Here is a 12,525-nt window from a genome sequence, read left to right on the forward strand (position 1 = left end):
ACCGCGGGGCTGACGATCGGGAATTGGACTGTCTGAATCATTCCCCTGACTCACAGGCATCCGGACTATAGTTGGCTCAACCATACCACTTTTGATACAAATAGCACTTAGAAAATGAAATAATTTTCATGAAGGTGGAACATTAGCGTTCTGTGGTTCTGCCAGATCTCGCACCACTTAACCTGGGATAAGGCGTCGCCGCAGCGGGGGCGCAGGATCTCCCGGTCTTTGTCCTTGTTCGCTGGAAAAACCCGGGGGCCCCCATGATCAAGCACATCCTCGTTCCGGTCGGCGGCCTTCCCACCGACGCGGCGCTCCTGGAGGACGTCGTCGGGTTGGCGCGCCTGTTCTCCGCGCATGTCGAGGCCCTGCACATCCGGCGCGATCCGCGCAACGACCTGCCCCTGTACGGCGAGGGTTTTTCCGCCGAGATCCTCCAGGAGGTCGTCGACGAGGCCGAGCGCAACGCGCGGGAGACCGCGGCGGCGGCCCGCCGGATGTTCGACGAGACGATGGCCGGCGTCTCCGTCGTCGTGACGGACAGGCCAGCGGCGGATGGGTCCGCCGAGGGAAGCGGCGCCACGGCCTCCTGGCGCGAGGTGACCGGTCCGACCGCCCGGACCCTGGCCGCGCGGGCGCGCTTCGCCGACCTGACCATCCTCGCCCGCCCGGCCGGGGAACCGCTGGCCGGGGAATCGCAGGACGTGGCGCTCGACCAGGAGGTCGTGCAAGGCGCCCTGTTCGAGTCGGGCCGTCCCATGCTGCTGGCCGGCGGTGCGATGGAGCGGCTGGACACCGTCGCCATTGCCTGGAACGGCAGCCTGCCCTCGGTGCGCGCGGTGGCCGGCGCCATGGACTTCATCACCCGAGCGCGCGCGGTCTCCATCCTGGTCGCGGACGAAAGCTCCATGGACGCGGTGGCCGGCGTGCTGGGCGGGCGGCCGCAGCCCCAACCGGAACGGCTGGTCGATCATCTCGCCTGGCATGGCGTCCAGGCCATCATCCGCCACGTCGGTCGGGAGGGGCGTCCGGTCGGCCCAGCCCTGGTGGACGCGGCGCGCGACATGAACGCCGGGTTGCTGGTCATGGGCGGCTACGGGCACAGCCGGATGCGGGAGGTCGTGCTGGGCGGCGCCACGCGCCACATGCTGATGCACCCCACCGGCTGCGCGGTGCTGCTGGCCCACTGATGCCATGGCGACGACGCCTTCAGGGGGGCGGATTCGCACTTGGCGGCAGCCCCGTGATCGGCAATCAGACGGCTAAAGCGGATTTCAATCCGCTTCGGACCGCGACCGCGGCCCCGCCCGCCCGTGCGGCCGACGTCCACGGGGGTTGCGTGGATGATGCTCGTCGAGCCATGGCATCGCCCATTTCGGCCAACCCGGTGAGCCGCGCCCAATCGAGCACGCGCAGCCGCCCCTTCGCGAAGGACAGGAGTCCGGCCGTTCGCATCTCCTTGAGCGTTCGGCATACATGGACCGGTGTCAGGCCCGTGGCGTCGGCGATGAGAACCTGACTGATCGGCAGTGCCACATCCGGCATATCGGATGCTGGCATGTCCGATGCCGGCACGTCCGGCGCGGTCTTTCGCCGTTGCCGGTTGTAGAGGGCGAGGAGAAGCCGGGCGATCCGCTCCGTCGCCGTGCACGTGCCAAGCCCGCCGAGCAGTTGCCAATCGGAGATCGTCTCGGCGGCGAGCAGGGAGGTCATCCGCAAGGCAACGTTCGGCGCCTGCTGGCAAAACCGCATCAAGGCGTGGCGCGGCATCGGACACACGGTCAGATCGGTGAGCGCTTCAACCGTGCAGGGCATGCCCCTGTCGGGCGCCGTTTCGAATCCGATCAGGTTGCCCGGCATGACGAAGCGCAACACCTGACGGCGGCCATTCTCATGCGTCGTGGACGCCAGCGCCCAGCCGCGGCGGACAATGTAGACCATCTCATTCTCGTCACCCTCCACGAACACGCAGGTGCCGGCACGAATGGTGCGGGCGGGGTGCTTGAGCGTTGCCCACCCGGACAACTGCTCGTCCGTGACGCTTCCGCACAGCCCGTCGCCCCGAAGCGGGCACGCTTGGCACTCTGGCCGCATGGCTGCCTCCTCAACCGGAACTCATTGCGAAAGGCTTGGCCGCTCCGACGGAAGCAACCGAGCCTGGGTCATGGCATCGAGAAAGACAGACAGGATGACATGGGGCGCGACAGGGCCGTCCGGCGCCTCCTGGGCCGCCTCGAAGACGCCGGACATCGCGCAAGCCACAGCCAACTTCGCGGCGATTCCCAGGGGCGTGTGCGCGGGCATACAGACGAGCGAGCGCAGCACACGCCGGCGGTGAGCCTCCATTGAATCGTCTGACGCGTCGCTGTCATCGAATCCGACGTCGGTCACTGCCCCGACCCGCTCCGCCTCCAACAATCTCTGATGGATGAGGAGAAGCTCGTGATCGCGATGCGTGCCGCTCGCCAGGGCCACGGCGATCGCGCTCAAGAGTTCGGCGTCCAGATGATTGGGTTCGGCAAGGTTACGGGCTGGCGTCATGGCTGTCTCCTGGAGCGATGCGCAGGGTCGGCCATCAGCATCGCCGTCATCAGGGAAAAGCGTCGAAATGTCAGGCAGTGCTAAGAAGCAGCCATCAAACTTCTTCATTGTGTAGACTTATCTAGGCAACCGTCCCCCTTCATGCCGGAAAATGTGTTGATATGGATCAGTTGTCGGGCAGCCTATTCCAAAGAGTGGCGCGATTCCCTATAAGAGATGGTAAGACTTATGTGATACACACGCGTCCATGACTCCATTCTCTCAAGACATGGAGCCTCCGGGAAACTCGGCGCGGCTCATTCCAGCCCGGCACGGCGGAAGGAAACCTGGGACAGGGCCGACCAGTCCTTTTCGCCGTCCCCATGGGCCAGGGCGTCCAGGTGGGAATCCCGCAGCAGACTGGCCAGGGGAAGCGGAACTGCGCTCTCCCGTCCCGCCGCCAGGGCGAGTTCCACATCCTTGAGCCCAAGCGCAAGGCGAAAGGCCGCAGGGTCGAAAGACCGGCCGGCGATCAGCCCGCCATACGTCTTGAACAGCGGGGCAGGCAGGATCGTACCGACCAGGACTTCGAGCAGATCGCGTTCGTCGATGCCGTTGCGCAATCCCAATGACATGGCCTCGCCCAGCATTTCGACAGAGGCGGCAATCATGAAGTTGCCGATGATCTTGACCAGATTTGCCTGCTCGGCGGCTTCGCCCAGACGCCAGGTCTTTTGCCCCACCGCGTCGAACAGCGGCTGCAAACGGTCAAGGACGGCGGGGGCGCCGGCGGCCAGAATGTTCAGCTTGCCGGCGGCGGCGACTTCGGCGCGGCCAAAAACCGGCGCGGCAACATATTCCCGTCCGGCAGCCCGATGCAACGCGGCGAAGTGTTTGGCGAACGCCATGGAAATCGTCGCCATGTTCACATGAATGGTCCCAACCGGCATGCGGGCCAGCGCGCCCTGCTCGATGAAGACCTCCCGAACGGCCTGGTCGTCGGCCAGCATCGAAAAGACAATGGGGGCGTCACAGGCTTCGGCTGCCGATGCCGCCTGCCGCGCTCCCAGCGCCGCCAGCGTCTCGCAGGCCGCGGCGGAACGATTCCAGACCGTCAGCCGGTGTCCCGCCTTCAGCAGATTACGGGCGATGGCGGCTCCCATGGTGCCGAGCCCGATGAAGCCAATATCCATGATCGCCCTCCTGAACCTGTATGCTGAACCGGTATAACCGGTTCTTGCGTAGCATGGCCAGCGGCATGAAACCAGTTATAATGGTTCCATGACACGTTCCGACCGGCCTTTCAGGCTGAACAACGGCAGGCTTTGCTTCGTCTTCGCGGCGACGCTCAGCGATCGTGGCTCGTCGGCGCCCCGGGAGCGGCTCCGCTGCCCCGCCGATCTGGGGCATTGGTGTGTCGAGATGGGTTTTGCGCCGGAAAGCCCGCACGTCAGCGAAGACCTGTTGATTCGAGCGCTTGCCCTGCGGGAAGCCATCGTCAAGGCTTCTTTCGCCGTGATGGAGAAGCGTCGGATCGACGAGGTCGACATGGCGGTCGTGAACGATTGGGCCTCTCAGCAGCCATTGGCCCGGCGGTTGTCCCAGGATCCGGTGCTGCTGTCGTCGTGGGTCATGCCGGAGAGCGGAACGCCTTCGATCTTGGCTCAGGTCGCCGCCGACTGTGTCGATCTGCTCAGCGGCGAGCTTGCCGCGAAGATCAAGGCGTGCGCCAATCTGGACTGCCGCGGCTTGTTCGTCGACGTCTCGCGCCCGGGAATGCGGCGCTGGTGTTCCATGGGAACCTGCGGCAACAAGGCGAAGAAGCTGAACATGGCCTTGCGCGAACAGGGGCGTGAACAGGGGCGCGAACAGGGCGGTCATTGATCCGAACCGCTCGAAGTCCCCTTGCCAACAGGCAAGATGCTTGAAGAGCGATTCCGTGAGGGGCCGGGGAAGCGTCTCGATGATGGCCACGCGAACTTGAAGGAAGGCGAGCCCGATGCCTGAAACGATCGATCGCTTGCCCAACCTCGGCCCCTACATCACAAGGCGGCTTGCCGAGGTCGGTGTCGAGAGTGTCGAGGATCTGCGCGCCCTGGGCGCCGTGGAGGCCTATGTGCGGCTCAAATTCCAATTCGGGCGTGAGATTTCGTTGAACGCCCTTTGGGCCATGGACGCTGCATTGGCCGGCATCGACTGGCGATGCCTTCCTGACGGTCGGAAGAGCGAATTGAAAAAGCAGATTGCCGCCCGGTCGTAACCATCCCCTTTCCCGCATCAACGCAAGGCAATCCTTTCAACGACAGCGCGTCACCGGTTTACTTCACGGGCATGCCGGCCCACGGGCAGACGGACTTCGTCATCCAGTGCATCGCCCCGGACTCGCGAACGGTCCGCAGCGACCACCCGGATTTCGTGGTCCTGAGGCACGAACCCGGCGGCCGGGAGACGTGCGTGATCGTCGAAATCAAAGCCGACAACGAGATCGACGCCGCCGGCCTCTGATGCAGCGAACGCGGGAGTCGCTCAGCCCGGCGCCTTCGGGCCGAGCCGCGACACCGGCAACGGCCCGAAGGCCTCGGCCGGATGGCGCACAACCGCCCCGCTCGCGTCCTTGTCCAACCACCCCAACCACCGCCACGCCTCTCCCCCCGTTTCGATGAGCCGGTTGGTGGCGACGTCGATCACGGCCCAGGAGTTGTTCTGGAAGTGATGGGCCTGGAACCCGACCTGCTGCCCCGTCGCGACATCCCATAGGCGCACGGTGCCGTCGTCGGATGAGGTGGCGATGAGCCGGCCGTTGGGTGAGAAAGTACATGCGCTGACTTCATCTTCATGGCCGGCCAGGACCGCTACGGTCTCGCCAGCAACGACATCCCAAAGATGCACTGTCCGGTCCCGAGACGCGGATGCGACGAGCCGGCTATCGGGCGAAAAGGCGCAATCGATGACGCCCTCTTCTTGGCCGGTCAGAACCGCCACGACCTCGCCGGTCTGAGTATCCCACAGCCGCACCGTGCTGTCATCGGACGCGGATGCGACGAGCCGGCCATCGGGTGAAAAGGCGCAAGCGTTGACCCCTTCTTCATGACCGGCCAGGATTGTGACGGTCTCGCCGGTGCGGGCATCCCACAGGCGCACCGTCTTGTCCTCGGATGCGGATGCGACGAGCCGGCCATCGGGCGAAAAGGCGCAATCAATGACGCCATCGTCATGGCCAGCCAGGACCGTCACGACCTCGCCGGTGCTGACGTCCCACAGGCGTACAGTCTTATCCCAGGATGCGGAGGCGACGAGCCGACCATCGGGCGAAAAGGCGCAACCGATGAGGAGTTCTTCATGGCCGGTCAGAACCGTCACGACTCCGCCGGTGCTGGCGTCCCACAGGCGTACCGTGCGATCCCAGGATGCGGAGGCGACGAGCCGGCCATCGGGTGAAAAGGCGCAATCGGTGACGCCCTCTTCATGGCCGGCGAGAACCGTGACGGTCTCGCCGGTGCGGGCATCCCACAGGCGCACCGTCCGATCCCAGGATGCGGATGCGATGAGCCGGCCATCGGGCGAAAAGGCGCAAGCGTTAAACTCGACTTCATGGCCGGCGAGGACCGTGATGGTCTCGCCGGTGCGAGCATCCCACAGGCGCATCGTCCGATCCCAGGATGCGGATGCGATGAGCCGGCCATCGGGTGAAAAGGCGCAAGCGTCGATCACATCTACATGGCCGGCGAGGACCGTGACGGTTTCGCCGGTGCGGGCATCCCACAGGCGCACCGTCCGATCCCAGGATGCGGAGGCGACGATCCGGCCATCGGGCGAAAAAGCGCAACCAGTAATAGGATGTTCGTGGCCGGCGAGGACCGTGACAGTCTCGCCGGTGTGGGCATCCCACAGGCGCACCGTCTTGTCCTTGGATGCAGATGCGATGAGCCGACCATCGGGCGAAAAGGCGCAAGCGTTGATCCAGCCTTCATGGCCGGCGAGGACCGTGACAGTCTCGCCGGTGTGGGCATCCCACAGGCGCACCGTCTTGTCCTCGGATGCGGAGGCGACGAGCCGACCATCGGGCGAAAAGGCGCAAGCGTTGATCCCGTCTTCATGGCCGACGAGGACCGTGACGGCCACACCGGTGCGGGCATCCCACAGCCGCACCGTCCGATCCCAGGACGCGGAGGCGACAAGTCGGCCATCGGGCGAAAAGGCGCAACCTGTGACCCCATTTTCATGGCCGGCGAGGACCGTGACGGTCTCGCCGGTAAGGACATTCCACAGGCGCACCGTCTGGTCCCGGGACGCGGAAGCGACGAGTCGGCCGTCGGGCGAAAAGGCGCAAGCGTTGATCCCATCTTCATGACCGGCCAGGACCGTGACGGTCTCGCCGGTGCGGGCGTCCCACAGGCGCACCATCCGGTCCCGAGACGCGGAAGCGACAAGCCGGCCATCGGGCGAAAAGACGCAACCAAAAACCATGTCATGATGCCCATCCAGCACGGCCAGCTTCGCCTCCGCTGACGGACGCCCGCCCCTATCCGGCTCACACAGGGCGAACAGCGCGGCGGGGGGTGTCTGGTCCGGCAGGGGTTCTTCGGGCAGGCGGCAGCGCAGCCACTGGGTCCGGTACAGGGTGGCTCCGGCGAAGCTGGCGTCCGTCAGGTCGAGGTCGCGGAACAGGGTGCCGGTCAGGTCGGCGTCGCGGAAACTGGCGGCGCGGGCGCGGCCGCCGATCAGTTCGGCACGGGCCAGATGGGCCTCGGTGAGGTCGGCGTCGGACAGGTCGATGTGGTGGAAGGCGGTGCCCTCCAGCCGGGCACCGCGGAAGGACGCGCCGCGCAGGTTCAGGGCGGGCTGGCCGGGGATGCCGGCGATGGTCCAGCCGCGCAGATCGGCGCCGTCCAGCCGGAAGCCGGCGGGGGAGGGGGCCGGGTAACCCTTGCGCAGCGCGTGCAGGACATAAGCGAAGGCCAGCTCGCTGGCGCGCGGGCGGTAGGTGCCGCGCATCGCCTGGAGCGTCGCCAGCGCCCGGTTCCGTTCGTCGTCGCCGTCCAGCATCTGGCCGAGGAAGTCCATCGTCTCCACGCTGGGCCGGGGCATGTCCCAGTCCTCCGCCCGGTTCTCGGCCAGGGCGCGGTGCAGATAGGCGGCCAGGAAATATTCCTGCAAGGAGGTGTGGGCGAAGCGGAAATTGGACTCGCCCTCGCGGACCAGGAAGGTGGCGGTGCGCAGGTCCTCCTTCAGCAGCTCCCGCTCCTTGTTTTCGTAATGGGTGGCGAGCGCGGGGCGGGCGCGCAGCAGGTCCATCAGCCATTGCTCCACGTCACCCACCGTCCAGGCCCGCCGGCCCGATTTCCACAGTTCGGCGGCGAAAAACTCCATCAGCACCTGCTTGTGGTCGGGAGTGAACTGGTGCTTGCCGGCGTCCCGCTCCAGCCAGGACAGGACCATGCTGCGGTAGAGATCGACGCCGGTGACGCGGCGGCCTTCCAGCTTCCAGCGCTCGATGGTTGGGATGTGCTCGGCGATCAGGCTCAGCGTGTAGGGGCGTTCGGCCAGTTCCGGCAGATTGTGCACCGCGCGGATCAGCTCCAGCACGCGGTTCGGGTCCTCGCCCGGCAGGGTCTGTTCCAAATAGGTGCGGATCTGCGTCTCGGTGAAGGGCAGCAGCACGAAGACGCGGTAATGCTCCGCCTTGATGCCGTCGCGGTCCTCGGTCGTCAGATGGGTCTTCTGCTCGCGCAGCGTGCGGAAGTAATGGGTGCGGCAGGTCACCAGCAGCCGCCCGGTCCGGCCCGCCGGCGGGGGCGGGGAGGCGAGGCGCTTGCCGGCCGGCGCGTGGTCGACCGGGCGCAGCCGGTTGGGCGGCAGGATGCGGAAGATCTCGCGCGTGAAGCGCTGCCCGGCGGCGGGGGAGAGGTGGACCAGCACCTCGTCCAGCCCGTCGAAGATGGCGAGCGCCCCTTCCTCCCGCACCAGCCGGACGACCTCCTCGGCCGTCAGGCCCGGCTCGGTCAGGCCGCCGCGCCACATCCGCTTCAGGACGGTGTCGAGGATGGTCAGCAGGTCCGGCTCGCTCTTGGCCGCGTCGCCGACGTGCCGCAGGTCGAGATAGATGGGCGCCGGCAGATCCGGCTCCGCCGCGCGGGCGTCGAGCAGCCGCCGGGTGAAGGCCTGGCAGGTGGTGGTCTTGCCCATGCCATATTCGCCGAGCAGGGCGCAGTAGGGTTGCGCCTGCGGGTTGCGCACCCATTCCTCCAGGAAATCCAGCGCGTCGCGGCGCTCGCCCGGTTGGCTGGTCTTGACGGCGTCGGGGTCCAGCTTGTCCAGCGTGTCGGTCACGCCCTCGGTCGCGACGAAGCAGATGTCCTTCAGCCGGTCCACCGAGCGTCGCAGATGCAGGTCCAGGTCGCGTCGCCCGCCCGCCACCGACGCCCCCGGACCCAGCAGCTTGGCCGTGGCCTTGAGGATCTGGGCGAACAGGGCGTCCGCGAACAGCTCGCACTGGTTGCCACGGCGCTCCGCGAAGGTCTTGCCATCCGTGTCATGGAAGACCTGAAGCTCCTTCAGCCCCTTGGTGTCCACGCCCTCGCCGAACGAGACCCGCTTGAGCGCCACGGGAATGGCGCGCTTCGCCCCCTGTGGCGAGGAGGGGTCGGCGGCGACGAAGCCCGGCAGTTCGTGGGCCGTGATGTATTTGCTCGCCAGCAAGGCCGGGGAGACCAGCAGCAGGCCGAACTGGCTGCGCGCGATGGCCCGCTGGATCTCGTCGTGCCAGTCCTCCCCCGCCACGATGTCCCGGTCGTCCCAGGCCTCGAAGGCGTAGTCGCGGGCGCAGGCCAGCCGGACGTTCAACAGGTCCATGAGCCGGGTCTTGAGCGCCTCGTCCTTGTGGGCGTAGGACACGAAATAGCGCACCACGGGCTTGCCGTCGCGCACATCGGTCGGCGCCAGAATGTCCTGCGGCTCGCGCCGGATCCCGGCGGTTTCCAGGCTTTCCAGCCGGGTGACGGCGGCAAGTGCCCCATCCTCGCCGGAGAACCAGCACCAGCGCTCGTCGGGGGCGGCGCGGGTCTGGCTGTCAACCTCCAGCGCGAAGGTCACCGCCGCGTCCTCGGCAGCGGCCTTGACGCGGCCGCGCAACTCCTGAAATTTGGCGAGCGCCGTTTCGCTCGACTGCTCGGGAAACAACGAGTTCAACGCGTCGCCGAGCCGCGACCGCCCGTCCGCGTCCACGAGGTCGAGCAGGCTTTCCAGCCGGGTGCGGTCGGCGCGCCCCAGGTTATCGAGCAGCGAGGCGGCCGTCCGTCGCGCCGCATCACGGGAAAGCTGGTCGCGGATCATCACGATTCTCCGAATTCGACAAGGGCTCTGCGATATTATCCGTGCGCGATGGCGTCAAGAGCGCTCTGTCGTTCAGACGCGCAGGCGCGCAGTCACTGTCGTATCTGGGCAAGAAAAAAGCATACTGGGGTATTCAATAGGCGCCCCGGTTTCTTGCCGATGCCTGGGAAGGCCGCCCCACGCCTCAAGACAGTAGGCGGTTCGTCCTGAAAGTATTATGGTGCGGACCGACAGGAACCTTGCCGCGAGGGGGCATCATGACCATGGACACGACGGATATCGTCCGGCCTTCCTCTCCCGCCCGGCAAGCGGCGTTGTCCCTGGACGTGAACGTGGACGCGGTCCGGGCGGAGGTGGCGCGGCTCATCAAGGCGAAGGACTTCAGCCAGGCGCGGCGGCGGTTGACGCCGGCCATCAGCCTGCCCGGCCTGTCGCCGGAGGACCGGCTGTGGGCGCGCCAGAAGCTGGCGCTGTGCACCTACAAGGACACCGAATTGCCGGCGGAGGACGCGCTGGAGCGCGCGCTCGCCATCCTGGCCGACACGGATGGCGGGGAGGACCTTGCCACCACGACGAATCACGAGACCCTCAGCCTCGCCGGCGCGATCCACAAGCGCCTGTGGGAGGTGTCGGGCGACGGCCGCGCCCTGCGCCGCTCCTTGGCTTTCTACCGGCGGGCGCGGCGGAGCAGCGCCAAGCTGGAGGATTGGACCTACGCCGCCGTCAATCTGGCCCTGATCCTCGACCTTCTCGCGCGCGAGGAACTGGTCGCGGGCGATGACGGCTCCCAGGCGCGGGCCGGGGAACTGCGGGCCCAGGCCGAGGCGGAGCGCCGCTCGGTGATCGCGGCGCGCGACGACATCCTGGCCGGAATCGGCGTCTCGGAGCCCTGGTGGCCCCGCGCGACCCTGGTCGAGGCCCATTTCGGCCAGGGTGACGACACGGCGGCGGCCGCCCTGCTGGAGGAGGCGCGCCGGGAATGCCGGCCCGCCGACTGGCAGCTGGAATCGCTGGTCTGCCAGCTCGCCGCGCTCGCCCGCCTGCGCGCGGAAAGGGGCGAGGACATCGGCCCGGCCTTCGACGCGCTGGCCAGCGTCGCCAGCCCGCCGGCCGTGTACGGGCTGTTGGCCGGGAAGGTCGGGCTGGCGCTGTCGGGCGGCGGCTTCCGCGCCGCGCTGTTCCACGTCGGCGTGCTGGCCCGCCTTGCCGAGCTGGACCTGCTGCGCCATGTCGAGGTGCTGTCCTGCGTGTCGGGCGGCTCGATCCTGGGCGCGCTCTATTACCTGGAGTTGCGCCGCGAGCTGGAGGAGCGGCCCGACGCCGGCATGGACCGGGACGCCTACATCCGGGTGGTGGAGCGCACGCAGGACCGCCTGCTGAAGGCGCTGCGCACCGATCTGCGCACCGCCGCCTTTTTGCGGTCACTGCCCACGCTGCTGAACAGCCGTACGGCGCAGGTGGGCGCGCTGCTGAACCGCGCGCTTTACCGGGATTTCGGGACCCCGTCGCACGAGATGCGCAGGCTGACCGTCCAGCCGAAGGACGCGGCGCCGGGCTTCCACCCCAAGCGGAACAACTGGAGCCGCGGCGCCAAGGTGCCGATCCTGATCGTCAACGCCACGGCGCTGAACACCGGCCACAACTGGCAGTTCACCGCAAGCTGGATGGGCGAGGCGCCGAGCTGCATCGAGCCCACCGTGGACTCCACCGAACGCCTGCGGCGCCTCTATTACGATGAGGCACCGGGAGCGCTCAAGGGGTTGAGGCTGGAGACCGCCGTCGCGGCCTCGGCGGCGGTGCCCGGCCTGTTCCGCCCCATCCGCATCGACGGGCTGTATCCGGATCGGACCATCCGGCTGAGCGACGGCGGCGTCAACGACAACCAGGGCATCTTCGGCCTGCTGGAACAGGGCTGCGCGGTCATGCTGGTCAGCGACGGCTGCGGCCAGCTGGAGGCGGAGCGCCGGCCCCCCTGGTTCTTCAGCGCGGTGCTCTCGCGCGCCAACAGCATCCTGATGGACACCGTGCGGCGCAACGGCTTCCGCATCCTGTCGGCGCGGCTGCGCTCCCGCCGGCTGCGCGCGTTGAGCGTCGTCCATCTGAAGCAGGGCCTGCCGGTCCGTGACGTGACCTGGGTCGGCGGCACCAAGCCCCCGGCCAACGCCCTGTCCCCGGCCAAGGCCTCCGGCCTGGACGAGCGCGTGCAGCGGGCGCTGGCGGACATCCGCACCGACCTCGACCGCTTTTCGGAGAACGAGTGCCACGCGCTGATGTTTGCCGGCTATCACATCGCCGGCCAGAACGCCGCGGCGCTCGACTCCGTCCTGCCGACCACCCCCGGCCGCCACGACGGCTGGCGTTTCCTGCGCGTCGAACCCTGGATGCAGCCGGGCGCCGCCCCGGAGGCATTCCTGCGCGAACTGTCCTGCGGCCGCTACCGCTTCTTCCGCCCCCTGCGCTTGTCCTGGCTGGGTCGGTTGTTCGGCTTGGACAGGTGAGTTGGGGCGTCAGGGGGTGGACGGGGGTGATGGGGGCTGGGAGGTGACGAAAGTGAGACCCTTTTGGAGGGCTTGAACCGCGCCGGGTTTCCCGGAGGCCGATTTGGTTGAGTCACGCCGCCATGGCGACGCCCTCGGTTTGGACATAATAGCGCGCTTCGGCCTCGGCGGGAGG

Annotated in this window: 9 protein-coding genes; 5 read left to right on the top strand and 4 right to left on the bottom strand. The window is 67.4% G+C overall.

Annotation, left to right across the window (positions count from 1 at the left end):
- The first annotated feature begins 263 nt into the window (after positions 1–263).
- A complete protein-coding gene (locus ACSVC7_RS12610) occupies positions 264–1,190 on the top strand; it encodes a universal stress protein (RefSeq protein ID WP_448205885.1) in 927 nt (308 codons plus the stop codon).
- A 64-nt stretch (positions 1,191–1,254) separates the two neighbouring features.
- Here ACSVC7_RS12610 and ACSVC7_RS12615 read toward each other — a convergent pair whose 3' ends face one another.
- From ACSVC7_RS12615 to ACSVC7_RS12625, 3 genes are all read right to left on the bottom strand, one after another.
- On the bottom strand, positions 1,255–2,094 hold the full coding sequence (locus ACSVC7_RS12615) for a Crp/Fnr family transcriptional regulator (protein ID WP_448205886.1): 840 nt from the start codon (positions 2,092–2,094) through the stop codon (positions 1,255–1,257).
- Positions 2,095–2,115: 21 nt separating this feature from the next.
- Entirely contained in the window at positions 2,116–2,541 is a 426-nt protein-coding gene (locus tag ACSVC7_RS12620) for a hypothetical protein (RefSeq protein ID WP_448205887.1), read from the bottom strand.
- Between the two features lie 296 nt (positions 2,542–2,837).
- The gene (locus ACSVC7_RS12625) at positions 2,838–3,713 is read right to left on the bottom strand and encodes an NAD(P)-dependent oxidoreductase (RefSeq protein ID WP_448205888.1); all 876 of its coding nucleotides are present in this window, start codon (positions 3,711–3,713) and stop codon (positions 2,838–2,840) included.
- An 88-nt stretch (positions 3,714–3,801) separates the two neighbouring features.
- On the opposite strand from ACSVC7_RS12625, the gene ACSVC7_RS12630 reads away from it, so the two are divergent.
- The 3 genes from ACSVC7_RS12630 (at position 3,802) to ACSVC7_RS12640 (ending at position 5,025) form a co-directional block, all read left to right on the top strand.
- On the top strand, positions 3,802–4,404 hold the full coding sequence (locus ACSVC7_RS12630; protein WP_448205889.1) for a CGNR zinc finger domain-containing protein: 603 nt from the start codon (positions 3,802–3,804) through the stop codon (positions 4,402–4,404).
- Between the two features lie 115 nt (positions 4,405–4,519).
- On the top strand, positions 4,520–4,780 hold the full coding sequence (locus ACSVC7_RS12635) for a TfoX/Sxy family protein (protein ID WP_448205890.1): 261 nt from the start codon (positions 4,520–4,522) through the stop codon (positions 4,778–4,780).
- 71 nt (positions 4,781–4,851) lie between these two features.
- Positions 4,852–5,025 (top strand): hypothetical protein, encoded by a 174-nt coding sequence (locus ACSVC7_RS12640; RefSeq protein ID WP_448205891.1) that lies wholly within the window; start codon positions 4,852–4,854, stop codon positions 5,023–5,025.
- A 21-nt stretch (positions 5,026–5,046) separates the two neighbouring features.
- Here ACSVC7_RS12640 and ACSVC7_RS12645 read toward each other — a convergent pair whose 3' ends face one another.
- Complete coding sequence (locus ACSVC7_RS12645; protein WP_483508343.1) at positions 5,047–9,852, bottom strand: WD40 domain-containing protein; 4,806 nt, start codon at positions 9,850–9,852, stop codon at positions 5,047–5,049.
- 263 nt (positions 9,853–10,115) lie between these two features.
- Between ACSVC7_RS12645 and ACSVC7_RS12650 the strand changes: the two genes are divergently transcribed.
- Entirely contained in the window at positions 10,116–12,350 is a 2,235-nt protein-coding gene (locus tag ACSVC7_RS12650) for a patatin-like phospholipase family protein (RefSeq protein ID WP_448205893.1), read from the top strand.
- Positions 12,351–12,525 lie beyond the last annotated feature (175 nt).

The sequence above is a fragment of the Azospirillum mesophilum genome, from assembly GCF_053470405.2.